Raw genomic sequence first — 26,091 nt, forward strand, 5'->3', positions numbered from 1 at the left:
TGCTCATGGCGAGCTTCTCGACGCTGGCCCGTGAGTATCGTTTCTCTCCCTCATCGCTGGAAGGGGACATGCTGGCACAGCAGGATATCGACCTTTCACTCTTTTCAAAGTCGAATGCTCAGCTACCCGGCACCTACTCTTCACGAGTGCAGGTGAACGAACGCCGCCTGAGCACCACCAATATTGTTTATGTGAGTTCGCCGAAAGGGTCACTGATACCACAGCTCACGCCGGATATGCTGCGGGCATGGGGGATTGCTATCGACCGGTATCCTGCGCTGCTTACGTTACCCGCCAATAAGGCTTTGCCCAAAGATATCAGCAACTATATTCCCCAGGCCTCCGCGCGGCTTGATTTTTCAACCATGACTTTAGCGTTGAGTATTCCTCAGGCCGCGTTAAGTGGGACCGGTCACGATTACATCGATCCTTCGCGCTGGGACGACGGTGTACCCGTGTTATTCAGTGACTACGCTTTTTCAGGATCAAAAAATAAGGACAGCGGCGACAACAGCGCGACCAGTCAGTATCTGAATTTGCGCACCGGCGCCAACCTGGGTGGCTGGCGACTGCGCAACTATTCTACGTGGAGCAATTCAGAGAGTGAAAACCAGTGGGAAAACATCAATACCTTCCTGCAGCATGACGTTGATGTCCTCAAGGCGCAGTTCACGGCCGGGGAAAGCAGCACGCGGGGCGAGGTATTTGATAGCTTACAGTACCGGGGCGTCAACCTTGCGTCAGATGAAGAGATGCTTCCCTATAGCCAACGCGGCTATGCCCCTGTCATTCGCGGCATCGCCAGCTCAAACGCCGAAGTCTCGGTGCGCCAGAACGGCTATCTCATCTATCAGCAAAATGTCGCGCCGGGCGCGTTCGAAATCAACGATCTCTACTCCACGACCAACAGCGGCGATCTGGACGTTACGGTAAAAGAGGCTGACGGCACCGAGCATCGCTTTACGCAGCCCTACTCCAGTATCGCGGTTATGCTGCGGCCAGGGCGTATGAAGTATGAAATGACAGCAGGCCGTTATCGTGCTGAAAGCGGGAGCGACCAAAAGGAACCCGACTTTTTCCAGGGCAGCATGATTTACGGTTTAAATAACCTTCTCACCTGGTTTGGAGGGCTGACCCTCTCGAAAGACTATAACGCAGCCAATACCGGTGCCGGTCTGGCGCTCGGGCCGCTGGGCTCGCTGTCGGCTGACGTTACCATGGCCAACACCCGGCTAGACGATAACAGCCAGCATACCGGCCAGTCATGGCGTCTGCTTTATACCGGTAAACTGGATTCGACCAATACCAACTTCAGCCTCGGCAGCTACCGATACACCAGCCGCGGATATTACAGCTTTGCCGACGCCAACCAAAAGCGTGACGGCCACGAAGACGATCTGCTGTTTCGTTACAATAAACGCAACCGCATTCAGGCCAGCGTTAGCCAAACCGTTGCTGGGGTGAGTCTGTATCTTAACGGCTATCAGCAAGATTACTGGGGCACCTCTAAAAAAGAGCGCAGCCTGTCGGTTGGATTCAATACCGTTATTGCCGGAACGAGTTATCACGTTGCCTATACGTACAGCAAAACCAACGACGAAGAGTCTGACAGGATGGTCTCTTTGGGGTTTAGCATTCCTCTCGCCAGATGGCTGCCACACGCCTGGAGTAGCTATAACATCAGCAATACTAAAAATGGCTATACGCGGCAAAACGTTGGCCTCAACGGCACGCTGCTGGACGACGAGCGTTTGAGCTACTCGTTACAGCAGAGCCATTCCAACCACGACGGGGAGGATATCAGCAGCGTCTATGGCAGCTACCGCTCTCAATACGCCAACCTGACCGCAGGCTATTACGCCTCCACCGATGATTCTCAGCAGCTTAACTACGGCATTAGCGGCGGTATTGTTGCCCATCCTCAGGGCGTCACGCTGGCTCAACCTTTAGGCAGCCAGTTTGCTATCGTCAACGCCAACGACGCGTCCGGCGTCCGTTTCCTGAACCAGCGGGGTATTCAGACCGACTGGCAGGGTAACGCAGTCATTCCATCACTCACTCCGTACCAGGAGAACAATATTCGTATTGATACCTCGAGCCTGCCGGAAAATGTGGATAGCAGCGATACCGCCATCACCGTTATCCCCTCGCGCAACGCGGCGGTGCTGGCAAGATTTGACGCCCACACAGGCTATCGGATGCTGATTACCCTGAAGCGTCCAAACGGCCTCCCCGTTCCGTTCGGCGCCATCGCGACCAGTAGCGACCCGGTAATGAGCGGCATTGTCGATGAAACCGGCACCGTCTATCTGGCAGGCATTGGAGAGACCGCGCAGGTCACCGTGAAATGGGGCAACGGCACGGGCCAACAGTGCCGCGCCAGCATTACGCAACAGTCAGCCAACCGCACCGAAAGCCCTAACGGTATTCGCTCGGTTAGCGAGCTTTGTCAGCAGGAATAAGCACATGAAAACTGTACTCACGAAACGGGCCGCCTGGGCTTTATTGGCTACGGCAATGAGCCTGACCACAACCAGCCCGTGCAGGGGAGCCGTGACTTTACTTCGTAACTGCTTCGGCGCGCCGCAAGCCTACACCACGTCGTTCGATCATGAGTTTTCGTCCAGCGAAAATATTGCCAATCATGACTATGATGTGCCAAATCATCTGGTCGGCAATGGCCCGGAGATAGTGGCCAACTGCAGCTGTCCCGGAAATATTTTTTCTTCGAGCATGGTCTATGAAAAAACGTTTGCCGGGAGCCCGCTGAGTCCGGGAACAAACGGATACGGCTATTTGACCGATAAGATCGATGCCGATATCACCGCCTACGCGGATGCAATCAACTCTCCGGACGGTACTTCTTTGAACCCGTTATCTATCAATGAATACCCGACGTCCAGAGGTAATATGCGTAACACTACCGAGAATGCACTTGCCAAAACGGAGGGAGATGCCGACGTTTGCGGTAGTGGCACCCAGCCGAGCAACGCCGCTACAGTAAAACGTAATTTCCGCTGGAACGTCGTTGCGATCCTGCTTCACGTTAAAAAACCCATCCTGGGTCAAGAGGTGATCCCTTCGACGATCGTCGCGCAAAACTATGCCTGTCTTTATTTCGGATCGGGGGGAAGCTGCGATCCTGGGCAGGCAGAACAGGTCTCTGATATCTGGTTTAGCGGCACGCTTTCTGCGCCGCTAAGCTGTACCATCAACGCCGGCAGCACCATTGAGGTTGAGTTCGGCAGCATCGTCAGCAAGCAATTCGTCATCAAGGGGCAACCGCCAAAACGTTATGCCATCAAAAACGTTGATATTGCCTACCACTGTGATGATAACGCAGTGGGCAATACGGACCGGATAAAGCTCACGCTGACAGCAGATCAGGGCGTCGCGGATAGCAGCACGCCGTACATTGCAAAACTTCTGGACAGGGACGATCTCGGGGTGCGCGTATATGATGAAAACAGTCAGAACGTTGCGCTGGACGGGACCTATGAGTTTCCGGTAACGATGGACGAGCAGGGAAATGGTGTGGTCAAAATTCAGGCTGTACCGGTCAGCACGACGAATGCCCCCCCGGCCCCCGGCCGCTTTGAAGGTAACGTGACGGTGAAGATGGATCTTCGCTAACCGAAACACCCTCAGGCTGACGCCGCAGCCTGAGGGTAATCAGAACAATCAGAAGCCGAGGCTGTCCAGCAGATCGTCGACCTGATCCTGGCTTGCCACAACGCCCGCCTTGCTGGCGTCGAGCTGCGGACCATTGAGCAGGCTTTCGTTCTCGCGTTTTGGACGGGCTGCCGGTTCCGGAATGTTCTCCAGCAGAACCATCAGCAGCTGACGCTCAATCTCCTGGATAACATCCATCATGCGCTTGATCACCTGACCGGTCAGGTCCTGGAAATCCTGCGCCATCATGATGTCCAGCAGCTGGGCGTTGGTGAAGCTGGTGTGGCCCGGCACATCACCCAGGTACTGACGGGTATCCGTCACCAGCTCGCGGGCATCCGCCAGCTCGATAGGGTTCTCAAACCACTCGTCCCAGCGTTTGCTCAGCGCTTTCGCCCCCTTTTCCATCGCATCCTGGTGCGGCTGTGACGCTTCAACGCTGTTCAGCGCACGTTCCGCGGCCTGAGCGGTCATCTGCACAACATAGTCCAGACGATCGCGGGCATCAGGAATGGCTTCCGCCGCTTCGGCAATCGCCTGATCCAGACCCAGCTCGCGCAGGCTGTCACGCAGCATGCGCGTCAGGCTGCCGATGCGGACGATGATATCGCTCGGCGAGTGTTCTTCAACGGGTTTCATAGCAGGTTGCAACATTTCCATCACCTCACATGCCGAGTTTCTCGAAGATCTTACCGAGCTTCTCTTCCAGGGTTGCCGCGGTGAATGGCTTCACCACATAACCGCTTGCGCCCGCCTGTGCAGCGGCAATGATGTTCTCTTTTTTCGCTTCTGCAGTGACCATCAGAACCGGCATAGACGCCATTCCGGCATCGGCACGAATGGTTTTCAGCAGTTCCAGACCGTCCATGTTAGGCATGTTCCAGTCGGAGATAACAAAACCAAACCCGCCAGCCTGCAGTTTGTTCAGCGCATCAACGCCGTCTTCTGCTTCTTCAACGTTGTTGAAGCCCAGCTCTTTCAGCAGGTTGCGCACGATGCGACGCATGGTGGAAAAGTCATCCACAACCAAAAACTTAAGCTCTTTATCCGCCATAAAATAATACTCCTGAGTCAAATACGTATTGCCTGTCCGGCACTGATTTTCGCCAGCATCTGCTGGCTTACCTGGCTAAGATCGACCACTTCGCTCACGCCACCCATATTGATGGCCTCGCGCGGCATGCCGAACACCACACAACTTGCTTCATTCTGCGCAATCGTCCAGGCGCCAGCCTGGTGCATTGCAAGCATTCCGGCGGCACCATCGTTGCCCATCCCCGTCAGGATCACCCCAACGGCGTTGCGCCCCGCATGTTTCGCCACCGAATGAAACAGCACATCCACCGACGGACGGTGCCGGTTGACCGGCGGTCCGTCATGAATTTTGATTTGATAGTTAGCGCCGCTGCGCGACAGCTCCATATGCTTGTCGCCCGGGGCGATATAGGCATGTCCCGGGAGCACGCGCTCGCCGTCTTCCGCCTCCTTCACGCTGATCTGGCACAGCTTGTTCAGGCGTTCGGCGAACGAACGGGTAAAGCCTGGTGGCATATGCTGAGTGATCAGAATACCCGGACTCGAAAGCGGCAATGGCTGGAGTACATGACGAATTGCCTCTGTTCCTCCGGTTGACGCCCCAATGACCAGCAGTTTTTCCGAGCTGAGTAAGGGACCGGCCTTCAGGGTCGCAGGCGCGGCCAATGGCGTATGGGCAGCAAGCTTCGCCCGCGACGCGGTGCGGATCTTCTCCGCGATCATTTCGCTGTAGGCCAGCATCCCTTCGCGAATGCCGAGCTGCGGCTTGGTGACAAAATCCACCGCCCCCAGCTCCAACGCGCGCAGGGTGATTTCCGATCCTTTTCCGGTCAGGGAGGAGACCATCACCACCGGCATGGGCCGAAGACGCATTAATTTTTCGAGGAAATCGATACCATCCATGCGCGGCATCTCGACATCCAGCGTTAGCACGTCGGGGTTATATTTTTTAATTAAATCCCGCGCTACCAGAGGATCGGGCGCAGTGGCCACCATCTCCATGTCGCTGTGGCTATTGATAATTTCAGTCATGATCTGACGCATCAGCGCTGAATCATCGACAGACAACACCCTGATTTTACTCATGCTTTTTCCTTACTCAGCGCATATACCGTTTGCCCACGCAGGCTAAACTCACGCGCGAGGTTGCTGAAGTTTTCCGAGTGCCCGGCAAACAGTAAACCGTCAGGCTTGAGCAACGGAACAAACCGACGCAGAATGTCCTGTTGCGTCGTTTTATCAAAATAGATCATGACGTTACGGCAAAAAATGGCGTCGAACGGCCCCGGCACGTTGTACTGCTTATCCAGCAGGTTAACGGGCGCGAATTCGACACAGTTCGCCAGCTCCTGGCGTACGCGCACCAGGCCTTCATGCGGGCCCGTCCCGCGCATGAAATAACGCTGCAGCTGCTGCGGCGACAGCGTTTTCAGTTCATCCTGGCGATACACGCCGTTACGCGCCTTCTCCAGCACTTCGGTATCGATATCGCTGGCGTAGACTTTCCAGCGTCCGGGCGTCATGCCCAGGGTGTCAGCAAGGGTGATCGCCAGCGAGTAAGGCTCTTCACCCGTCGAGGCGGCGGCACTCCATACGCGATACTCCCCGGTGCGACGGCGGGCGTGCTCGGCCAGGACCGGGAAGTGGTGAGCTTCACGGAAAAACGCCGTCAGGTTGGTGGTTAACGAGTTAATAAAAGCCTGCCACTCTGCGCTGTTCTGGTTCGCCTCAAGCATGCTCAGATAGCGGCCAAAATCATCCAGCCCCAGCGTACGCAAGCGCCGCACCAGACGGTTGTAGACCATGTCCCGCTTATGATCCGCAAGCACGATCCCCGCACGCTGGTAGATTAACTGACATATCCGACGAAAATGCGCGTCGGACAGCGCGAGGCGCTGTGTCATCTGCAACAATAATGACGTTTGCCCGGGGGGCATTGGTGATGTCATAGCGCCTTCTTAATTACATTCAGGATACAACTGGCACGGCCTGCGACCGCCCGACTTCTGTTACTGCTTCAACGTGCTCTTTCACATTAAATACCGCGACCAGTCCGGTCAGACGATCTGCCTGGCTGGCCAGCTGATCGGTTGCCGCTGCCGCTTCCTCAACTAACGAGGCGTTCTGTTGCGTCACCTGATCCATCTGGCTGACGGCCTGGGCAACCTGCTCAATCCCGCGGCGCTGTTCGTCCGACGCCGAGGCAATCTCGCCCATGATGTCGTTCACCCGCGTCACGGAGGTGACGATCTCGTGCATGGTTTTCGCCGCCGTATCCACAAGGGTTGAGCCCTGCTGAACGCGCGAAACCGACTCTTCGATCAGGACCTTAATTTCTTTCGCCGCGTTGGCGCTGCGGCTCGCCAGGTTACGCACTTCCCCCGCCACCACCGCAAATCCGCGTCCTTGCTCACCGGCGCGCGCCGCTTCAACGGCGGCATTCAGCGCCAGAATGTTGGTCTGGAACGCGATACCGTCAATCACGCTGATGATGTCACCAATTTTCTGCGAGCTGGTGGCAATCTCCTGCATGGTGCTGGCGACATGGGACGCCTGGTCCCCGCCTTTCTTTGCCGTCATCGCCGCCTGTTTTGACAGGTCAGACGCCTGACGCGCGTTATCGGCGTTCTGGCCTACCGTCGCGGTTAACTGCTCCATGCTGGCCGCCGTCTGCGCGAGCGAGGCCGCCTGCTGCTCGGTGCGGGACGATAGATCGTTGTTACCCGCCGCAATCTCAGAGATCCCGGTGTGCATGGCATAGCTGCCCTGCCGCACGTCGCTCACCGTTTCCCGCAGGGATCCCTGCATCGCCTTCAGGCTGGCAAAGATCGCCGAAATTTCGTTTTTGCCGAACACCGCGACCGGACGCGCCAGGTCCCCTTTCGCAATGCTGTCGAAGTGGCTGCTGATGATTGCCAGCGGCTGCACGATCATTCTGCGCGACCAGAGCAGCGCCCCGCCGGTCAGCAGCCCTGCCAGAATCACCACCACGGCAAAGATGACGCCCGACATGTGATAGCTTTGACGGCTCTGGTCACCGGCACGCTGGACAGACTGGTTAATATCCTGCTGCCACGCGTTAAAGCTGCCGTCAAACGCCGCCTGAGACACCTGAACCGGTGCTGTCATAAAGTCCGAAAGCTGATTGTTCTCAAGCCACGTCGCCTGGTGGTCCAGATCGCTGTACCACTGCTCAAAGTTCGTCTTCATGGCGGCCTTCAGCGCTTTCTCTTTCTCGCTGTCGGCGGCCTGCGCCGTAAAAGCTTTAAACTGTGCGTCAGCCTGCTTCAGGCTGTCGCGCGCGGTCGCCATCAGCGCTTTAATGTCATCCGGCGGATAACTCAGCGCGGTTAAGGTTCCCGCCTTGTTCAGCGCAGTGCTTGCCTGCAACAGCACGGCACGCGTTTGTGCCAGTGCGGAGCGCTGCTGATTACTCGCCTCAACTTCCTGCAAATTCTGATAGCCATCGCGAAACGCCCAAAAAGACAACCCGTTACTGCCAACCTGCAACACACCGCAAAGGATCAGAATCAAAAACAGTGTGGTCGAGATACGAATACGATTTAACATCCACGCTCCCATCAAGCGGCAAGCAGCCGCGGTTTAATTGTCAGTCAAAATGTTTCCCAGTTTTCATCTTGTCCGGTCGTCGCGGTGCGCGTACGGTTTGCAGCCGATTCAGCGGCTGGCGCGCGATACGTCGCCTGCGGGGTGACCGTGTTTCCAGCGAGTGAAGCGAGACGAAACGCCGAGACGGCCATCTTCAGACGGCTCGCCTGGTCTTCCAGAGCAGCGGCCGCCGCAGCGGACTCCTGCACCAGCGCGGCGTTTTGCTGTGTCACGCGATCCATTTCCGATACCGCCAGGGCAACCTGGTCGATACCACGACTCTGCTCATCGGACGCAGAGGCGATTTCACCCATGATGTCCGTCACGCGGGTGACGGCATTCACGATGTCATTCATGGTCTCCCCGGCGCTTTCCACCAGCACGGAGCCGGTATCCACGCGGGAGACGGAATCTTCAATCAGCGACTTGATCTCTTTTGCCGCGTTGGCGCTGCGGCTGGCCAGGTTGCGTACTTCCCCGGCCACCACGGCAAACCCGCGTCCCTGTTCGCCCGCGCGCGCCGCTTCCACGGCGGCGTTCAGCGCCAGAATGTTGGTCTGGAAGGCAATGCCGTCTATGACGCTGATGATGTCGGCGATTTTCTTCGAGCTGTCGGCGATTTCGTGCATGGTTTTCACCACGCCATCCACCACGCGGCCGCCGCGCTGCGCCGTCTCGGAGGCGCTTTCTGCCAGCTGAGACGCCTGGCGGGCGTTATCGGCGTTCTGCTTCACGGTTGCGGTGAGCTGCTCCATGCTGGCGGCCGTCTCTTCCAGGGCGGACGCCTGCTGCTCGGTGCGGGATGAGAGATCGTTATTCCCCATCGCGATTTCGCTGGTGCCGGTGTAGATAGCCTCCGACCCGTTGCGCACGTTGGCGACGGTTTCGATTAACGAACGCTGCATATGGTCAACGCTGTTTGCCAGCTCGGTGATCTCATTGCGCCCGGAAACGGTCAGCGTTTTGGTCAGGTCACCGCCGGCAATTTCACGAATGTGGGCAATGACGCGCCCAAGAGGGTTCAGCAGGATATGGCGAATGCCGTACCAGACCGCCATCAGCACAATGACCAGCGCCAGCGCCAGCACGGCCATCTGCCATTTCGCAAAGCGGTAGTCATCCTGGCTTGCGGTAAAGGCCGAGTGATACAGATCGCCGCTGGCCTTCGCGTATTCCCCCAGCGCCGCGCCGAGTGCGTTTTGCATCCCCTGCGTTGGCTGCGCGAAATAGGCGTCCATATTGCCGCTCTCCAGGAACTGAATCAGTTCGGTCAGGCCGGTATGGTAGGCATTGTATTTTTCGTCGATATTCTGGCTCACCTGCTCCATAGCAGGCTGCGGGGCGATCTTCTTGAAGGCGTCGTAGTGTTTCGCGGCGTCAGCGAGGGTGGCACGGGCATTTTTCAACAGATCGGTTTTCGCGCTGCTCTGCTGATTGTTGGGGTCCATCATCATGCGCGCGGACGAGCGGCTCAGGTTGATACGCGTTTGCAGCATCAGATCCCACGTCGACGTGAGTTCACTCTGCTGCAGGCGGAGATCGTTCGAGGCCGCGAAGCTGTCCTGGTTCTGTTTTAATGACGAGAAAAAAAGCCCGCCGGAGATGAGCTGAAGAAGTGCGAAAATGACCAGCACCATCATGAGCATTGTGACAACGCGGATATGGTTCAACATACAACACCTTCTCATAGATTTATTAACGGTGTTATCGGCACAGCCCACAGGAACTTTACATTTGCGAAAGGGAAAAGCGCGGGGTTAAAACGCCACGTCGACAATCAGCGTGTCGGTGTAGGTTCCGGCGGGCGGCGTGGCCTGATTGGTCAGGACTTTCGCGGTGTAGTTGTAGGTGCGCAGTAAACCGTCGGTACTGACCTGGGACGATACCGCGCTGGACCAGCGCTCGCTGCCGCTGCCGCCCCAGCGGTTACCGGTGGCTTCCTTATAGATGTCGTAGCTCATGGCGTTGCTGCCGCTCACCATCCGCCGCACGTTGTTCAGCGCGTTGGCACCGTTATTAATGCCGATGGTATACGAACTTCCTTTGGTACAGGTGACGGCAATCGCCTGTGAGACGGTGGGAAAACTTTGTACCAGCGGCGCGCTGTTGAAGTTCACATCTGGCGTGGTCATAGCGCTGCAGTCGTTGGTGACGGTCATATCTAAAAGGATGGTGGTTGTCGCGGTTCCCGTCTGATTGATTGTGCAAACGCCGAGCGCGCCCACGGAGCACACGCTGTAGTTAATGCTGAAGGTTAACTGCACCTGATATGGCCCGGCAGTGACGTTTTGCCCGGCGACGGTGCGGAAATAGAGCGGAATGTTGTACTGCTTTGACCCCAGCAATCCCAGCAGGGTATTCCCGCTCCAGGTATACGATTTACTTATCTGTACCTCGCTGCTGCTCGCGCATCCCGATAACCCGCACAGCCGGGTGGGGATCACGTCGGTGATGGCCGCATTATCCGTGCGTTTCATCGTGGCCCGGCTGCTGCCCGAAACCGATGCCGCGGTGTAGGTCAGCGTTACTGAGTCGCTGGTGAGCAGATTCAGCACGGCATCGCAGGCCACCACCAGCGTGCCGGTGGTTTGAACTTCCCCGGTTCCGCTGAGCGCGAACGAGGTGACGCTGCCAAACGACGCATTAACCGTACTGACGGTACACGCCGCCCAGCCGCCGCCGGAAAACAGCAGCAGGATCAACAGCAGCAGGCGCGTCATGGCTCCTCCCGGCAAATCAGCGGCCCGTAGGTTTTCAGCTTATGCTCCGGATTGGCCCCCACGGTCAGAGTAGTCTTGCAGCGCCTCCCGTCAGGTGCGATCACCTCCAGCGGGTTAACATCGCTGAGGTTTTCCAGCCAGGCGATGCCGTCATACCCCACCACCGCATTGCTGCGCGAGGCGCGTCGAACCTGGCTTCCCACCGGCAACGCCTTCCCGCGCGCGTCATGCAGAATAACGCTTGCCACCCGCTCCTGCTCCATCGGGAAATCGACCAGATAGCCGCTGTGGCGCCGAATCGCGATCCGGCGTTCGGTCTCTTTCAGACGGGTATCCGCCGGCAGATTCAGGGTATCAATCCGGTAGCTGGCCGGGTAATACGCCGATACCCCGCTGACCAGCAGGTAGCCGTTGTTATTGGTTTTACCGACGGGCTGGTTCTCATAGCTGACGGGCACGTCCGGGTGGCCGTCGGTACTGATGACCACAAAAGCATCGTTGATCTTATTCGCCGCGAACAGCTCGCCGTCCATCAGCACAACGGACCCCATCGCCTCGCCCCACCAGGTCATGGTATCTCTTTCGCCATAGCCGCCGCCCTGCAGCTCGATGTTGTTATTGCGCCAGCCCAGCGTACCCTGCTGATAATCACTGGATCTTGACTGGTTGGCCCAGGCCATGTTCCAGCTGAACCCACCGTCAGAAGGCATGGAGTGGTTGTAGTTAATGCGCTGGGTACTGCCTGCATCCGGGGTGTTTTCAACGGTGACGGCAGCGCTGTCGCGCGCGCCCAGCGGCACCTGCAGCGACAGCGCGACCGTCCAGTCACCCCGCTGCCGATCCCGGCTGCCGGCCAGGTAAATACTGCTCGCTCCCCACAGGTTGCGGCTCCAGGAGAGATTGAGCAGCTCGGTTTTTTGGCTGTCAAAACTCTCCACGCCGATCCAGGCCGCACCGATGTTGCCGTACCGTCCCAGATTGAAGGTCAGCGAATACTGGTCCGTATTGCGGCTGAAGCTGGCGATGGGCTTATCGTTTTCGTCATACACCGTCGGCTGATCGTAAAGGGCGAGATTCCCAAAGCCGCGGTCGCGACGCGTGTGCTGGGTGGCGACGCTAAACTCGCTGGTACTGTACTGGTAACCCCAGTTGATTTGCCCACCCGCATCACCGCGCATGCGGCTTTGCGAGTAAGAGGTATTCACCACGCCAAACTGGCCGAGTTTTATCACCGTCCCCGCGCCGCCCAGCGCCAGCTCCTGCGCCCCTTCCGCGTGGCCCTCGAGGGTTAGCCAGTCCGTCATCCCGTAGCGATACGAGCCGCTGCCGGCTGCCGGACCGTAGTCAAAATTCTTGATACCGTAATTGCGCCGCAGGCTGCCGAGCGTCACGGCGCCGTCGCTTAGCCCTTGCTTAAGCAGGTCGCTGGTGACGTAAAACGGGAGCGTGGTGCTTACCTGACGCCCCAGCGCATCCGTCGTGACCAGTACCGCATCCCCGGCGCCGTTGATATAGGGCAGATTAGTCAGGGTGAAGGGGCCCGGCTGAAGCTGGGTTGAGCCGGAGCGATAGCCGTTGATAAAAAGATCGACCGAAGTGGGTACCGCGGCTTCACCCGCGAACTCGGGCAGCGGCCATGTCACCAGGTCAGGGCGCAGGGAGAAATCCCGCCCGACACTTATCCCCCCCATTCGCACGCTGGAGCTCCAGCTCAGAGCATCGCTTATCACGTCCCCGGCGCTCCAGCTCATCGCGTCATCTTCGTTAGTGAACAGCAGGGTCGTGTCATAGCGGACATATCCTTCCTGCTGGCCGTGATTACCGGTGAAATTTTCCCGCGCGTAGCCGGTGGAGGAAAAGGAGCCGTTCTCGTTGAAGTAGCGGAACTCGTGCCAGATCGACGCCTGACCGCCGATATGTTCCGTGTGGTTGGTGTAGAGATCGTAATTCAGCAGCGCCCCGCGCCCGTAGTGCGGTTTGGCCTGTGCCGTTTGCGCGCTGAAAGGCGTCACGCGGGCCGTCACCCAGTCGCGGGGAACGGTCAGGAGCAGCCGCTGCGCGGCGCTGTCGTACTCTACCCGAACCTGGGCAAGCGAGGAGAGATTTACCTCGCCGGTGGGAACATGCGCCGGGGGCAGCCCCGCACGCAGCAAATCGGCGCTGGAGATAAAGAAAGCGCCTTTACGCTGCGTCACGGGCACCACCAGGCCGGTATCATAGTGGTTGAGCACGAGGGCAAGCTGGAAAACCGCTTCATCATTTATCGCCTGCGCCTGTGGAGGCGGCGGTAAACTGTCGTCACCGGGCTCGGCCAGGGTCGCGGAGCTGACGCATAGCAGTATCATCATCGCCGGCTTCAGTTGACGGGCGTCGACTGCCATTGTTCGTCCCTGGCATTAATCTGCGCGCTCATCCGCTCTGGCTGGCGAACGCCAGCGGGTATGGGCCAGCTGCGGGTGCTGCCCGGCAGAACATAACCCAGCAATCCTTCCGCCACCGTTCGTTTCTGACCGCCCTGCTCCAGCGCCACCTGGCTCAGCCTGACGTGGACATCCCCCCGATTTCTGACCTCCAGCGCAGGCTTACCCTCCGCCTGCGTCACCCGCCAGCTCAGGTTGTGGGTCTCCGCCAGCGCGTGATGCGCACCCTCTTTGATGGTCGGGATCCCCTGTCCATATACGAACAGAGGGATGGAGTAACGCATCTGCAATTTCAGGCCAATTGTGGGTTCGGCTTTGGCATCCGGCTGGGGGATTTCATCGACGATAATGCGATAGGCCTGTTCGACCCCTGCGGGAACCGAAGCCTGTTTGATAAGGCGAATAAGCTGCTTGCTGCCTGTGCCAATCGTGACGATGGGCGGGCTGGCGACCACGTCCTGCTGCGCGGTATAGCGCTCGTGTCCGTCCTCCTGCTTCCAGCGCACGATGCGAACCTGCATCGTCGTGGCGCTGTTTCCCTGGTTCTGGATCCACAGTTCCGTGGCGTTGGCGTCCGCAGCAAGCCAGGGATCGATAGGCCAGAGCAGGATGGTGGCCGCCGCCTGCGCCTGGCCAGCAGCCGCCATTCCCAACGCGCCCGCCAGACAAACCGGTCTGAAAAATGGCTTCATCAACACTCTCCCTTTATTACCATGACAAGGTCACGGTGAGCTGATCGGAATAGGTTCCCGCCGGGCTAAACCCGGTCAGTAGCGCCACGCCAAAAAGCGGCAGCGCGATGTTATTGCTGTTGGTATAGGTCACCGCTATCGCCTGGTTGACGCCAATTTCGCTGTTCGCGGCCAGCGAGCTGCTGCTGTAGAGCCGGTATGGCACCATATCGATGCCGTTCGCGCGCTTCATGCGGCGAACGGATGAATAATTTTGACCGCCATTAATGCTCATGCTCAGCGCCACGCCTGGCGTACAGGCAATAGACAACGCCCCGTTTGGCACAAAGCTGGTGCTCACCGGCGCGCTCTCGACGCCGTTATGGCTGCCAAAATCCAGCGTGCCGAGAAGCCCTCCGCTGCCGGTAGCCACCGCGCATCCCGGGACAATCGTCGCGCTGACCTTAAACGACTGGGAAGTCACCGCATCCGCCGCGGGCATCATGAGCAACCCGACGATCAGCGCGAAAAAAGGCTGCACGCGTCCCTCTGCGCGTTTGCGCAGACCTGTGAGAGATGCCTTCATGGCGGTTCGGACTAGTAGGTGACGCTGACGTTAATCGTGTCGGTGTAGGTTCCCGGGACGACCGTCACGCTGTTACCGCCGCCGGTAATCCGTCCGTAGAGGGTATAACTGTCCACCCCGCCCGCCGTGGAGGCGATCGGCAGCGCGGCGTTATTGGCAATCACGGTGTTAAACCCGCTGTCGCTGTACAGGCTGTAGGCCACGCCCTGTGCCGCGTTGGCCGTATTCACAAGATAGCGTTCAGGTGTACCCGGCGAACCGACAACGGAGCCGGGCGCGGTGGAGTGGGTATTGCCGGTGATCGCGACCGTATAGCTGGCGGTCGTACATTGAATGGTGAAGGTGTTTCCGCCGCTGGCGCCGCTCAGCTGCGTCGTAAGCGTGGAAAAGGTTGCCGGATGGGTACCGAAATCGAGCGTACCGAAGTTAATGCCACTTTGTGCGGGCGAGCCGTTAATCAGACACCCGTTTGTCAGCGTCAGCGTTGCACCGATGGTGCCGCTGCTGGTGACGGCCAGCGCCTGATGAGCCGTTGTCGCAGCCAGTAAGGTGCCTGCGCAGATCAAAAGAAGTTTTCTTTTCATTTACCACCCTCCAGAAGACGTCTCCGTTCCCTTGCCACATTTTATTTTTGTCGTTCAAGATGTTAGCCCCGCTTAACGTTCCTATGAGGGGGTTATTGAGAATTTAGTTTACGGATATCGCTTCGACCACCTGACCCATAACGCATAAGGCATATGTCTTATTGACTCAATTTTCTTATAAATAACAGAAAGTTAAATTAATTCAGGCAGCAATTTCATTCTATCCGAGGAGAATATATCCATTAAAGTGTGACATCGATCACAATATATCGTCGACACATCAACAACAAAATTAATAAAAATTAAAAAGGAGTTGTATCCCCCTACGCTTTGCGTCAATTTATGTGCCGAATAATTTCCCGCATCGTAATAAAAAATTTATATGTATCGATGCGGGCTACATCTGAAGCGCATAGAGGGTCTTTTTTCGTGGCAAGTGCAAACAAACTCACACTCTTCATCGTGATATTCATGCTGGCGGGTATTCTTTCAGGGGCAGCAATTCATGAGTATGCATCTGCGGATGCCATCACCGCCTGGTCGGATAACATTACCCTTCTGACCGATATTTTCCTCCGTCTGATCAAAATGGTCATTGCACCGCTGGTCTTCAGCACGCTCACCGTCGGCATTATGAAACTGGGCGAAACCTCTACCATTGGCCGCGTTGGCGGCAAAGCGATGGTGTGGTTTATCAGCTCATCCGTGCTTTCTATCCTGGTTGGCCTGTTCATCGTCACGCTGGAGCATCCGGGAAGCGGTCTGAACCTGACGGTTCCGACAGAAGCGGTGGATACCGGTCTGGCCGTGGGCGGCATGACGCTGAAAGCATTCCTGTCGCACACCATTCCGACCAGTATCGCAGGGGCGATGTCGAACAATGAGATCCTGCAGATTGTGGTGTTCTCGATGTTCTTCGGCATCGGCGGCGCGTCGCTGGGACAGAAATTCAACGCGCCGCTGGTGGCCGCGCTGGATGTGGTTTCCCATATCATGCTGAAGGTAACGGGCTACGTGATGTACGTTGCTCCGCTGGCCATTTTCGCAGCGATTTCATCCGTCATTGCCACGCAGGGTCTGGGCATTCTGCTGAACTACGCCTCCTTTATTGGCGGCTACTATGTTGCCATTCTTCTCACCTGCATGGTGCTGCTGGCCGTGGGTTACATGGTGCTGAAAAAAGAGGTGTTTCGCCTGGTCAGCATGCTGAAAGATCCGGTCCTGGTGGCGTTTACCACCAGCAGCTCTGAAGCCGCCTACCCGAAAACGCTGGAGCAGCTGGAGCGCTTCGGCTGCTCGCGCAACATCGCCTCTTTCGTTCTGCCGATTGGCTACTCCTTCAACCTGGTAGGTTCGATGGTGTACTGCTCATTCGCCTCGATGTTTATCGCTCAGGCGTACAACATTCACCTGAGCTTCTCTGAAGTGACGGTGCTGATGCTGACTCTGATGCTGGCGTCGAAAGGGATTGCGGGCGTACCGCGTTCATCCCTGGTGGTGCTGGCAGCGACGATCCCAAGCTTTAACATTCCGGTGGCGGGTATTTTGCTGCTGATGGGGATCGACCACTTCCTGGATATGGGCCGTTCCGCAATTAACGTGCTGGGGAATGGTATTGCGACCGCGATGCTGTCGCAGAATGAAGGTGCGCGGGAAGCGGAAGCTGAGCTGATAAAGCAGGAAGCGTAACAGTATGAAAAAGCCGGGTGGCGGCTTCGCCTTACCCGGCCTACAAATGGCTCGAACACGTAGGCCGGGTAAGCGTCAGCGCCACCCGGCTTTGTTTTATGCTACGTGACTCGCGGCGATATCCAGCAGCGCCATCTCGTCGCTGTTCAGCAGCTTCTCAATGTTCACCAGAATCAGCATACGCTCGCCGAGCGCGCCCAGGCCGGTCAGGTATTCGGTCGACAGCGTGACCGCAAACTCCGGCGCAGGACGAATTTGGTCAGAGGTCAGGGAAAGCACATCAGATACGCCATCCACCACGATACCTACCACGCGCTGCCCCAGATTCAGAACGATCACCACGGTGTTGTCGTCGTAGTCAACGTCGCCCTGGCTGAACTTCACGCGCAGGTCCACGATTGGCACAATGACGCCACGCAGGTTAGTGACACCTTTAATAAAAGCAGGCGTGTTAGCGATGCGGGTAACCTGGTCGTAACCACGGATTTCCTGCACTTTCAGGATATCGATGCCGTACTCCTCATCGCCTAAAGTGAATACCAGGAATTCCTGCCCTGATGGCTCGCCCGCCAGTTTCGTTACATTACTCATACCGGTCATGTTATTACCTTCTACTTAATCAGGCGGCTGTGTACGCCACACGTTGTTCACGATTTAATCCCTGAAGCGCCGACACATCGACGATCAGCGCCACGCTACCATCACCCAGAATGGTGGCGGCAGAAATACCCGGCACTTTGCGGTAGTTGCTTTCGAGGTTCTTCACCACCACCTGGTGCTGGCCAATCAGCTGATCGACCAGCAGCGCGTAGCGACGGCCCGCGCTTTGCAGGATCACAACGATGCCCTGCGTGGCCTCTGTCTTCGCCCCGTCCACTTCGAACACTTTCCACAGTTCCACCAGCGGCAGGTACTCACCGCGCACTTCAAGGACGCGCTCGCCGCCCGCCAGCGGATGCAGATCTTCTTCACGCGGCTGCAGAGATTCCATCACGGCGTTCAGCGGCAGGATAAAGACTTCGTCCGCCACTTTGACTGACATGCCGTCGAGGATCGCCAGCGTCAGCGGCAGCAGGATGCGAATGGTGGTGCCGGAACCCTGCTTAGACTGGATCTCAACGTGGCCGCCCATCTCCTGGATGTTACGTTTCACCACGTCCATGCCTACGCCGCGTCCGGACACGTCGGTCACCTGCTCTGCGGTAGAGAAGCCCGGCGCGAAGATCAGCATGCCCACTTCTTCGTCGGTCATGTTTTCATTAACCGCCATCCCCTGCGAAATCGCTTTTGCCAGGATGCGCTCGCGGTTAAGACCGGCGCCGTCATCGGTCACTTCGATGCAGATGTTCCCGCCCTGGTGTTCCGCAGAGAGGATCAGGTTGCCGACCGGGGATTTTCCGGCGGCAATGCGGTTTTCCGGCAGTTCGATACCGTGGTCGAGGCTGTTACGCACCAGGTGCGTTAACGGGTCGATAATGCGCTCGATCAGGCTCTTATCCAGTTCGGTTGAGCTGCCCATCAGGGTCAGTTCAATCTGTTTATTCAGCTTGCTGGCAAGGTCGCGCACCAGACGCGGGAAGCGGCTGAAGACATATTCCATCGGCATCATACGGATGGACATGACCGATTCCTGCAGGTCGCGGGCGTTACGCTGCAGCTGACCCATGCTGGTGATCAGATCGCCGTGCGTGACCGGGTCCAGTTCGTTAGAACGTTGCGCCAGCATCGACTGGGTGATCACCAGTTCGCCCACCAGGTTAATCAGCTGGTCAACCTTCTCTACGGCAACGCGGATACTGGTTGACTCGCTGGAGCGCGCGGCAGGTTTTTCACCACGGCCAGGCGCAGCGGCCTCTTTTGGCACTGCCTTCAGCGCCGGAGCCGCAGGAGCCACAGCCGGTGCGGCGGCCTGAGCGACAACGGCTACCTCTTCCGCAGCGGCAGGGACGTCAACGGCAGCCGTTTCGGTTTCGAAGGCGATCTGGTCTGCTTCAATCACAAAGCACAGTACCGCCACGATATCGTCCTGGCCAATACCGTCATCAAGCGTCGCGGCAAGGCTGTCTTTGCCTTTTACCACGTTGCTTAATTTCGCCAGGTTACCCAGCTCTTCTTCCAGCAGGTTAACTTCACTCTCTTTAAGGCGTGACAGCACAACGCGCAGTTTGCCCGCTTGTGCAGCGGCTGGCGCGGCCTCGTCGGCAGCAACCGCATCGACAACGCTCAGTTTCGCCGCAGGGACAACGGCTGCAGCGACCTCACCTTTTGCTTCCAGGGCGAGCTGGCGCAGCGCATTGCAGATGTATTCAAAGCTGGCGGCATCAGGCTCTGCCGAACTTTTATAGGCGTCGAGCTGTTCCTGCATAATATCTTTGGTTTCCAAAAACAGGTTGATAATGTCGGTATTGAGCTGCATCTCACCGCGTCGTGCTTCATCAAGCAGGTTTTCCATTAAATGGGTCGTTTCCTGCAGGATGGTAAATCCAAACGTTCCGGCTCCGCCTTTAATAGAGTGCGCCGCACGGAAGATGGCATTGAGCTGCTCGGAGTCCGGTGCTTCGGGCACCAAATCGAGCAAGTGTTGCTCCATATCGGCCAACAATTCGTCGGCTTCATCAAAGAATGTCTGGTAAAAATCGCTAATATCCATGCTCACGCTATCACCTCGGATTGGCTGGTGGCGATGTTGGAACGGCAGCCGAAGGAACGGCCCCAGGCTGTTTTAAATCGTCCAGTGACTCATTCTGACTTTCGGCGTTTTCATGCAGGATGGCCTGCTCCGCCTGCTGGTTCAGCACTAAAAGACTGATACGACGGTTGATGGCATCATCCGGCCCGCGGTCGGAAACGCGCATGGTTGCGGCCATGCCGACTACGCGCAGTACCTTGCCATCATCAAGCCCACCTACCACCAGCTCGCGACGCGAGGCGTTGGCACGATCGGCAGAAAGCTCCCAGTTGCTGTATCCCTTCTCCCCACTGGCGTACGGGAAATCATCCGTGTGTCCTGACAGGCTGATTCGGTTAGGAATGCCGTTCAGCACCGGTGCAATGGCACGCAGAATGTCGCGCATGTACGGTTCGACTTCCGCACTTCCGGTTTTAAACATTGGGCGGTTCTGGCTGTCGATAATCTGTATACGCAGTCCTTCCTGCACCAGGTCGATCTTCAGATGCGGGCGCAGCGCGCGCAGCTTCGGATCCGCTTCAATCAGCTGATCGAGATCGCCACGCAGTTTCTTCAGACGCGCCTGCTCCATCTTTCTTTTCAGCTCGTCGATGTTCGGCTCTTTTTTCACCTCACCCTTCTGCTGGGTGTAATCATCGCCGCCGCCCGGGATCGGGCTTTCGCTGTTAGAAATACGCGGCCCACCGGCCACCGCCGTTGCCAGCGGCGTTCGGAAATATTCGGCAATCTGGATCAGTTCTTTTGGGCTGGAGATGGAGATCAGCCACATCACCAGAAAGAACGCCATCATTGCGGTCATAAAGTCGGCGTACGCAATTTTCCACGAGCCGTGTGCGCCATGCCCGCCGCCCTTGTGCTTGCGTTTTTTTACGATGACGATCGGATGGGACTGGTTTTTCATGCGTCCTCAGTTGTCGTCTGTTGGTTTGGGTTTTTCACCGCACGCACGTGTTCTTCAAGCTCGATAAACGACGGACGCTCGCTGGAGTAAAGCGTTTTACGGCCAAACTCAACCGCGATCGGTGGCGCGTAACCGTTGAGGTTAGAGAGCAGCGTGATCTTCACGCACTGCATCATTTTGGTGGTTTCCGCGCTCTTCTGGCGCAGAACGCTTGCCAGCGGAGAGATGAAGCCGTACGCCAGCAAAATACCGAGGAAAGTCCCCACCATCGCATGGGCAATCAGCGCACCGAGCTCGGCTGCCGGACGGTCTGCCGAGGCCAGGGCGTGAACCACCCCCATTACCGCAGCAACGATACCGAATGCCGGAAGCGAGTCGCCGACCAGCGCCAGGCTGTTGGCCGGCACTTCAGATTCGCTCTCGTGGGTTTCGATCTCTTCGTCCATCAGCGCTTCGATTTCGAAGGTATTCATGTTGCCGCTGATGATGAGTCGCAGATAGTCGACGATGAAATCCAGCATCATGGCGTCAGCAAGAATTCGCGGATAGCTGGCAAAAATTTCGCTCTCTTTCGGGTTTTCAATATCCCGTTCAAGCGAAAACATGCCCTGCTGACGCGACTTCGCCATCAGGCGATAGAGCAGTGCCAGCAGATCCATATACATACTTTTGGTGTATTTCGAGCGACGGAACAGCAACGGAATCGCTTTCAGCGTGCCCTTGATCGATTTACCGTTGTTGCCAACGATAAAAGCCCCTACCCCTGCACCGCCGATGATAATAAGTTCAGCCGGTTGATAGAGTGCTCCAAGGTGCCCGCCGGTCATCATGTAACCGCCGAAAACTGTACCGAGAACTACCAGGTAACCTAATAAGATAAGCACGACATCATCCTTCCGCTAGTGACTATGGCAAGGACGTCCAGCTCGCAGCGTTTACCGTTTGCGGGGTAAAAAAAAGCAGCGGTAATTGCTTACCGCTGCTGGAATCTTTCCCACACGTTCGGGTTAAACAGCTTGTTCGATCTGTTCATCCAGCAGTTGTGGAATAATATCGGCAGCATCCCGGGAAAGTTTACGTCTTTTTACTGCGCGGGATGGAGGCTGACATAAACTACAGGCGAAGCTGCCTGCAGGCTGATGAGCATGGGTAATAAAATTGCCGTCGCAGCAGTTGCAGCGCGACAGTTCAAGCATTCCGCTCTCAACAAAACGCACCAGCGTCCATGCGCGGGTCAGCGCCAGCAGAGGGCCTTCTTCCTGCTGTGGGCATTGTTCAAGGTAAAGTTTGTACGCTTTGATCACGGCGTCAACGCCGCTGCACAAACCGGTTTTGAGAAGATACTGCCAGGCATTACAGAACATGGAAGCATGAATATTCTGCTCCCACGTCATAAACCAGTCGGTAGAAAACGGCAGCATGCCTTTCGGCGGGGGACTACCACGTAACTCTTTGTACAGTTTTATGAGACGGCCACGGCTCAGCTGAGTCTCGCTTTCCAGCATTTGTAAACGAGCACCCAGTGTAATCAGCTCCATGGCCAACTGTATGTCACGCGCTTCCTGAACAATGCTTTTCTCGCTCATTGCTAGGCCCTTTTCTTACGGGCTGCGTCATCAGGCTGGCTGATTTCGTTAAGCAAGCGAGTGGAAAGAAGAATACCGGTATGGATCTGTTGAAGATCGTCCACACGGGAATCCTGCGTCAGACGCGTTATTGTCTGTGAATCATCGAAACGGAACTGGCAAACCAGTTGATTCGTTTCAGCCAGTTTAACCATCTGCGGGAGGGTTAAGCCGCCCAGCATGGTTGCCATCTCTTCGTTAATACCCAGACGAAACATCGCGGACGCCTTGTCCTGACTAATCAAACGCTGCGCGAGCAGTAAATACGACAAATTGATGTCATAGATATGTTTTAGCAACTCGGATGTATGCATTGTTCCCATCCCGAATAACCAACTATTATTTTTATGCGGAAAGACCGCACCCCGTGATGTCGCCGGGAAATCACCCGGTATAAAAAAGAAAAGGCTAAATGCATAGTTGAATTTAGGTTTGTATTCACTAAAACCGTAAGAGAGAAACCGCGAATGCGTCTCTTACATGATTTATCATTTCTTACAAATAACTAAGATTTTTCCTAATTCGACGCAAACTCTACTCGTCAGTTTTGCCACATACAATCCAGCCACCCTCAAATTTAAAAAAAATGTGATCCACGTCACACAATTTAAGTGAATATGACCCATAAATCCATCAGTATGACTTGTAATTTGTTCGTTTTTTAACCAATCAGTACTGTTTTGTATTCTTAATCGACGAATACTCATGCAGAAGGGTGATCCAAACTGGCATGCAACGTGCTTTTCCCGCCGCAAGCGCCGTGCGGAAACATTTACAACAACCCCCTCTCCGGGAAACATTTTTCTTACCGTGAAAAAACATATAGTTATGCAGGTAGCACAAAAAAGATGTTTCAGGACGTGATCATTCGAAATGAGTTTGTAACGGGTCAAAACGATTTAACACTCAAAGCGTGGATTTGTGTGATTTACGTTAAGTTGTTAATTTTTTTCATTTAGGCGCATTTTTCAGTTATTCTTCTTATAAGAATAATTAATGAATAATTATGATAAGCTTCACACTAATGTCGTAATCTGCTCTTGCAGAACCAGGGATTTCGCGGTAAAGGTGGTTAAACGCTGTCTTTCAGACACCTAAGGAGTGCGCCATGAGTTACTCCCATCTTCTTGTTTCCGTTGCAGTTTCCCCAGAAAGCCATCAGCTCGTCGCCCGGGCAGTTTCCATCGCCAGACCCCACAATGCCCGCATCAGCCTCATTACGCTCGCCGCAGAGCCAGAGATGTATAATCAGCTGGCCGCCCCGATGCTGGAGGATATTCGCGAGGTTCTGCAGGAAGAAACGCAGCAATTTCTGCGCGAATTAGTGGAAAAGGCACAATATCCTGTTTATGAAACCGTTATTGCGACCGGGGAACTTAATGCCCATATTCTCGATATGTGTCGTAAACAAAATATTGATTTAGTGATTTGCGGGAACCATAACCACAGCTTTTTATCGCGGGCAGCCTGCGCGGCGAAATCTATTGTCGCGTCGAGCCAGGTCGATGTGCTGTTGGTGCCGCTTGGGGGGCATTAGCCCCCCAGCAGTAAATCAGGCGAGTTTAGGGAAGGTCGCGATCTTCTTTTGCAGATCGCCTTCATGACTTTGCGGAGCGATATCCCGGAGATCCTGAATAAAACGCGCCTGCCAGTGGTTAATGTCGTTCTTCCGGATTGTCTCCATCATGTCAGCATGGCGGGAAATACGTTCCGTGAGCGGCATTGTCAGGGCGCGATTCAGCGCGTTAGCCACGTCATCCCTGTCGTAAGGGTTAACGATGAGCGCCGACGTGAGCTCATTTGCGGCCCCGGCAAACTGGGAAAGCACCAGCACACCCGGGTCGGCAGGATCCTGGGCCGCCACATACTCTTTCGCCACCAGGTTCATCCCGTCGCGCAGCGGCGTGACCAGCCCAACGTCCGCATAGCGGAAGACCTTCATCAGGATCTTACGGTCAAAGTGCTGATTCAGGTAAAACAGCGGCGTCCAGCCCAGCTGGCCGTAGCGGCCATTAATGCGCCCTGCTTCTGTCTCCAGCTGATGGCGAATATCCTGATAGGCCTGAACCTCACCGCGCGACGTCGGCGCAATCTGGGTATAGCGGATTTTCCCGTGATGCTGCGGGTATTTATCCAGCAGCGTTTCGTACGCCAGGAAGCGTTCCGGCAGCCCTTTGGAATAATCAAGACGCTCAACCGAGAAGATATTTTTCACGTGCTTGAGTTCATTCTTAAGCTGCGCCAGCTTCGGCGGCAGCGGGCCGGAAGCCTGCTCCGCGATTTCGTCTGGTTCAATCCCTATTGGATACACTTCAGTGTGGAAGGTTTTCCCCCACGCCGTATGGGTTTTCCCGCCTTTGGTCACCAGACGCGCTTTACCTGACACGGAGTCAAGGAACGCGAGGCGGTCATTTTCGGTCTGGAAGCCCAGCAAATCGTAATCACACAGCGCCTCCAGCAGCTCTTCATGCGGCGGCAGCGCGGTAAAAATCTCCGGCGTCGGGAACGGGATGTGCAGGAAAAAGCCAATGCGGTTATTCACCCCTCTTTTTCGCAGCTCGCGCGCGAAGGGCAACAGGTGATAATCGTGGATCCATAAAATATCGTCTTCTTCGATTAATGGCAGCAGTTTATCCGCCAGCAGCGCATTCACGCGCGAGTAGCCTTCGAAGGATTCACGCTGGAATTTGACCAGGTCTAGACGATAGTGGAACGCAGGCCACAGGACGGCATTTGAGAACTGCGAGTAATACTCGTCATAGTCTTTCTCTTTCAATGCAAATGAAGCCCACGTAATGTTTCCGCGCGTCACCTTTTTGAGCGGTTTCTCTTCTTCACTGATTTCTCCACTCCAGCCAAACCACAGCCCGCCAGCGGCTTTTAAGGCACCTAACACCCCTACCGCCAGGCCACCTGCACTGGCTTTTTTATCGTCAGGCGGTGCGATTCGGTTAGAGACGACGACTAAGCGACCCATAATGGTTTCCCCCTTTGCTTTGCGCTATTTGTTGTTGTTGCTGGTTAGCGATGTCAGATATCCACTGCCAGACGCTGGCGACATCCGCCAGTCGCCATTCGGCAACGGTGTCACCAGGCCCCACCTTGACGGCGATCCCTCCGGCCTGATTCACCACGCGAAACCCGGCCTCGTCGGTCAGGTCATCGCCAAAAAACACGGGTGTACGTCCCTTAAATGGCGGTTCCGCCATAAACGCCGCAATAGCAGCACCTTTATTAATCCCTTCCGGTTTTATCTCAACGACGCACTTCCCCGGCTGCAGCGCGAGCTGCGGGTGTGCATCGGCCACGCTGCGGGCAATCGCAAAGATTGCCGCCTCGTGATGCGGTGCCTGCCGATAGTGTAAGGCGAAAGCCATGCCCTTAGCTTCCAGTTCAGTGCCCGGAAGCGACTCAAGCGCCGAGGAGAGTTGAGTGTGTAACGCCTGAATTAAGGTCTCAGGAAGTGATACAACGTGCAGTTGATCATGGATATCGCGGCGCTCCGCTCCGTGTACACCGGCTAGCGGAAAGTGGTAAGGACTGGCGAGCACGTCCAGCTCGGCCATTGAGCGCCCTGAAATCAATGCCAATGCGCCCTCGTTCAGTCTGGAGAGCTGCTGCAAATTCTCTAGCACCGTATCCGGTACGACCACGTCGTCAGGATGCGGCTGGATCCCGGCGAGTGTCCCGTCGAGGTCAAAAAAGAAAGCATATTTTCCGGGCAGTACAGGCGGTGCGGTTAACATGTCAGCCACCCTTATCCTCCTTACGGTTTACGAGAGGTAAACGCCTTTACCTCTTTCATAGCCATGTAAGTATAGACAGTGTGACGTCGCTCGCCATTTGACAACCGCCCCGCCAGCAAAACTGGCGGGGCGGTTCAGGGGTCA

At 56.2% G+C, this 26,091-nt stretch carries 23 protein-coding genes; 4 read left to right on the forward strand and 19 right to left on the reverse strand.

The features are described 5' to 3' along the window. Positions 1-5 precede the first annotated feature (5 nt). Entirely contained in the window at positions 6-2,462 is a 2,457-nt protein-coding gene (locus P346_RS14930) for a fimbria/pilus outer membrane usher protein (RefSeq protein WP_233456557.1), read from the forward strand. A gap of 4 nt (positions 2,463-2,466) precedes the next feature. Continuing rightward, on the forward strand, positions 2,467-3,633 hold the full coding sequence (locus tag P346_RS14925) for a fimbrial protein (protein ID WP_032658583.1): 1,167 nt from the start codon (positions 2,467-2,469) through the stop codon (positions 3,631-3,633). A gap of 48 nt (positions 3,634-3,681) precedes the next feature. Here P346_RS14925 and cheZ read toward each other — a convergent pair whose 3' ends face one another. The 11 genes from cheZ to P346_RS14870 form a co-directional block, all read right to left on the reverse strand. Continuing rightward, a complete protein-coding gene (gene cheZ, locus P346_RS14920) occupies positions 3,682-4,326 on the reverse strand; it encodes a protein phosphatase CheZ (RefSeq protein WP_023312251.1) in 645 nt (214 codons plus the stop codon). Positions 4,327-4,336: 10 nt separating this feature from the next. Continuing rightward, the gene (cheY, locus tag P346_RS14915; RefSeq protein WP_008500431.1) at positions 4,337-4,726 is read right to left on the reverse strand and encodes a chemotaxis response regulator CheY; all 390 of its coding nucleotides are present in this window, start codon (positions 4,724-4,726) and stop codon (positions 4,337-4,339) included. Positions 4,727-4,743: 17 nt separating this feature from the next. Beyond that, on the reverse strand, positions 4,744-5,793 hold the full coding sequence (locus P346_RS14910) for a protein-glutamate methylesterase/protein-glutamine glutaminase (RefSeq protein ID WP_029741783.1): 1,050 nt from the start codon (positions 5,791-5,793) through the stop codon (positions 4,744-4,746). Next, on the reverse strand, positions 5,790-6,656 hold the full coding sequence (gene cheR / locus P346_RS14905) for a protein-glutamate O-methyltransferase CheR (RefSeq protein ID WP_023312253.1): 867 nt from the start codon (positions 6,654-6,656) through the stop codon (positions 5,790-5,792). The genes P346_RS14910 and cheR overlap by 4 nt, the downstream gene beginning before the upstream one ends. Before the next feature lie 19 nt (positions 6,657-6,675). After that, positions 6,676-8,277, reverse strand: coding sequence for a methyl-accepting chemotaxis protein IV (gene tap, locus P346_RS14900; RefSeq protein WP_032658587.1), 1,602 nt, complete (start codon positions 8,275-8,277; stop codon positions 6,676-6,678). A gap of 44 nt (positions 8,278-8,321) precedes the next feature. Further along, on the reverse strand, positions 8,322-9,989 hold the full coding sequence (gene tar / locus P346_RS14895; RefSeq protein WP_032658590.1) for a methyl-accepting chemotaxis protein II: 1,668 nt from the start codon (positions 9,987-9,989) through the stop codon (positions 8,322-8,324). An 84-nt stretch (positions 9,990-10,073) separates the two neighbouring features. Then, positions 10,074-11,036 (reverse strand): Csu type fimbrial protein, encoded by a 963-nt coding sequence (locus P346_RS14890; RefSeq protein WP_032658592.1) that lies wholly within the window; start codon positions 11,034-11,036, stop codon positions 10,074-10,076. Continuing rightward, entirely contained in the window at positions 11,033-13,417 is a 2,385-nt protein-coding gene (locus P346_RS14885; protein ID WP_032658595.1) for a fimbria/pilus outer membrane usher protein, read from the reverse strand. Before P346_RS14885 ends, P346_RS14890 begins: the two co-directional genes overlap by 4 nt. Next, positions 13,393-14,148 carry a fimbrial biogenesis chaperone gene (locus P346_RS14880; protein WP_032658597.1) on the reverse strand — a complete coding sequence of 252 codons (756 nt, stop codon included), beginning with the start codon at positions 14,146-14,148 and terminating at the stop codon, positions 13,393-13,395. The genes P346_RS14885 and P346_RS14880 overlap by 25 nt, the downstream gene beginning before the upstream one ends. Before the next feature lie 16 nt (positions 14,149-14,164). Further along, positions 14,165-14,713: a Csu type fimbrial protein gene (locus tag P346_RS14875; protein WP_032658599.1), complete on the reverse strand. Its 549-nt coding sequence runs from the start codon at positions 14,711-14,713 to the stop codon at positions 14,165-14,167. A gap of 11 nt (positions 14,714-14,724) precedes the next feature. Next, positions 14,725-15,297, reverse strand: a complete 573-nt coding sequence (locus P346_RS14870; RefSeq protein WP_023312260.1) for a Csu type fimbrial protein — start codon at positions 15,295-15,297, stop codon at positions 14,725-14,727. Positions 15,298-15,726: 429 nt separating this feature from the next. On the opposite strand from P346_RS14870, the gene P346_RS14865 reads away from it, so the two are divergent. Beyond that, positions 15,727-16,986, forward strand: a complete 1,260-nt coding sequence (locus P346_RS14865; RefSeq protein WP_032658602.1) for a dicarboxylate/amino acid:cation symporter — start codon at positions 15,727-15,729, stop codon at positions 16,984-16,986. 96 nt (positions 16,987-17,082) lie between these two features. Here the strand turns inward: P346_RS14865 and cheW are convergent, their stop codons facing one another. The 6 genes from cheW to flhD all read right to left on the reverse strand — a co-directional run bounded on the left by cheW (position 17,083) and on the right by flhD (position 22,515). Then, a complete protein-coding gene (gene cheW, locus P346_RS14860; protein ID WP_023312262.1) occupies positions 17,083-17,586 on the reverse strand; it encodes a chemotaxis protein CheW in 504 nt (167 codons plus the stop codon). 19 nt (positions 17,587-17,605) lie between these two features. After that, complete coding sequence (gene cheA / locus P346_RS14855; RefSeq protein WP_032658604.1) at positions 17,606-19,642, reverse strand: chemotaxis protein CheA; 2,037 nt, start codon at positions 19,640-19,642, stop codon at positions 17,606-17,608. A gap of 4 nt (positions 19,643-19,646) precedes the next feature. Next, positions 19,647-20,576 (reverse strand): flagellar motor protein MotB, encoded by a 930-nt coding sequence (motB, locus tag P346_RS14850; protein WP_032658606.1) that lies wholly within the window; start codon positions 20,574-20,576, stop codon positions 19,647-19,649. Then, on the reverse strand, positions 20,573-21,460 hold the full coding sequence (motA, locus tag P346_RS14845; RefSeq protein WP_008500417.1) for a flagellar motor stator protein MotA: 888 nt from the start codon (positions 21,458-21,460) through the stop codon (positions 20,573-20,575). The genes motB and motA overlap by 4 nt, the downstream gene beginning before the upstream one ends. A gap of 123 nt (positions 21,461-21,583) precedes the next feature. Then, positions 21,584-22,162, reverse strand: a complete 579-nt coding sequence (flhC, locus tag P346_RS14840; protein ID WP_013096051.1) for a flagellar transcriptional regulator FlhC — start codon at positions 22,160-22,162, stop codon at positions 21,584-21,586. Positions 22,163-22,164: 2 nt separating this feature from the next. Then, entirely contained in the window at positions 22,165-22,515 is a 351-nt protein-coding gene (flhD, locus tag P346_RS14835) for a flagellar transcriptional regulator FlhD (RefSeq protein WP_023336137.1), read from the reverse strand. A gap of 794 nt (positions 22,516-23,309) precedes the next feature. Between flhD and uspC the strand changes: the two genes are divergently transcribed. Continuing rightward, positions 23,310-23,738: a universal stress protein UspC gene (uspC, locus tag P346_RS14830; RefSeq protein WP_023312265.1), complete on the forward strand. Its 429-nt coding sequence runs from the start codon at positions 23,310-23,312 to the stop codon at positions 23,736-23,738. A 15-nt stretch (positions 23,739-23,753) separates the two neighbouring features. Here uspC and otsA read toward each other — a convergent pair whose 3' ends face one another. Then, a complete protein-coding gene (gene otsA, locus P346_RS14825) occupies positions 23,754-25,178 on the reverse strand; it encodes an alpha,alpha-trehalose-phosphate synthase (RefSeq protein ID WP_029741334.1) in 1,425 nt (474 codons plus the stop codon). Beyond that, positions 25,153-25,956 (reverse strand): trehalose-phosphatase, encoded by an 804-nt coding sequence (gene otsB, locus P346_RS14820; protein ID WP_032658609.1) that lies wholly within the window; start codon positions 25,954-25,956, stop codon positions 25,153-25,155. The genes otsA and otsB overlap by 26 nt, the downstream gene beginning before the upstream one ends. Between the last annotated feature and the right edge of the window lie 135 nt (positions 25,957-26,091).

This window comes from Enterobacter sp. DC1, assembly GCF_000568075.1.
GTDB classification, from domain to species: domain Bacteria; phylum Pseudomonadota; class Gammaproteobacteria; order Enterobacterales; family Enterobacteriaceae; genus Enterobacter; species Enterobacter asburiae.

Excerpts from the sequence above, each read along its gene's own strand:
- motB (WP_032658606.1), bottom strand. The coding sequence starts at position 20,576 with ATGAAAAACCAGTCCCATCCGATCGTCATCGTAAAAAAACGCAAGCAC.
- uspC (WP_023312265.1), top strand. The coding sequence starts at position 23,310 with ATGAGTTACTCCCATCTTCTTGTTTCCGTTGCAGTTTCCCCAGAAAGC.
- P346_RS14870 (WP_023312260.1), bottom strand. The coding sequence starts at position 15,297 with ATGAAAAGAAAACTTCTTTTGATCTGCGCAGGCACCTTACTGGCTGCG.
- P346_RS14880 (WP_032658597.1), bottom strand. The coding sequence starts at position 14,148 with ATGAAGCCATTTTTCAGACCGGTTTGTCTGGCGGGCGCGTTGGGAATG.
- P346_RS14930 (WP_233456557.1), top strand. The coding sequence starts at position 6 with ATGGCGAGCTTCTCGACGCTGGCCCGTGAGTATCGTTTCTCTCCCTCA.
- P346_RS14885 (WP_032658595.1), bottom strand. The coding sequence starts at position 13,417 with ATGGCAGTCGACGCCCGTCAACTGAAGCCGGCGATGATGATACTGCTA.
- P346_RS14925 (WP_032658583.1), top strand. The coding sequence starts at position 2,467 with ATGAAAACTGTACTCACGAAACGGGCCGCCTGGGCTTTATTGGCTACG.
- cheY (WP_008500431.1), bottom strand. The coding sequence starts at position 4,726 with ATGGCGGATAAAGAGCTTAAGTTTTTGGTTGTGGATGACTTTTCCACC.
- P346_RS14875 (WP_032658599.1), bottom strand. The coding sequence starts at position 14,713 with ATGAAGGCATCTCTCACAGGTCTGCGCAAACGCGCAGAGGGACGCGTG.
- cheZ (WP_023312251.1), bottom strand. The coding sequence starts at position 4,326 with ATGTTGCAACCTGCTATGAAACCCGTTGAAGAACACTCGCCGAGCGAT.
- tap (WP_032658587.1), bottom strand. The coding sequence starts at position 8,277 with ATGTTAAATCGTATTCGTATCTCGACCACACTGTTTTTGATTCTGATC.
- otsA (WP_029741334.1), bottom strand. The coding sequence starts at position 25,178 with ATGGGTCGCTTAGTCGTCGTCTCTAACCGAATCGCACCGCCTGACGAT.
- tar (WP_032658590.1), bottom strand. The coding sequence starts at position 9,989 with ATGTTGAACCATATCCGCGTTGTCACAATGCTCATGATGGTGCTGGTC.
- flhC (WP_013096051.1), bottom strand. The coding sequence starts at position 22,162 with ATGAGCGAGAAAAGCATTGTTCAGGAAGCGCGTGACATACAGTTGGCC.
- cheR (WP_023312253.1), bottom strand. The coding sequence starts at position 6,656 with ATGACATCACCAATGCCCCCCGGGCAAACGTCATTATTGTTGCAGATG.
- P346_RS14910 (WP_029741783.1), bottom strand. The coding sequence starts at position 5,793 with ATGAGTAAAATCAGGGTGTTGTCTGTCGATGATTCAGCGCTGATGCGT.
- flhD (WP_023336137.1), bottom strand. The coding sequence starts at position 22,515 with ATGCATACATCCGAGTTGCTAAAACATATCTATGACATCAATTTGTCG.
- cheW (WP_023312262.1), bottom strand. The coding sequence starts at position 17,586 with ATGACCGGTATGAGTAATGTAACGAAACTGGCGGGCGAGCCATCAGGG.
- P346_RS14890 (WP_032658592.1), bottom strand. The coding sequence starts at position 11,036 with ATGACGCGCCTGCTGCTGTTGATCCTGCTGCTGTTTTCCGGCGGCGGC.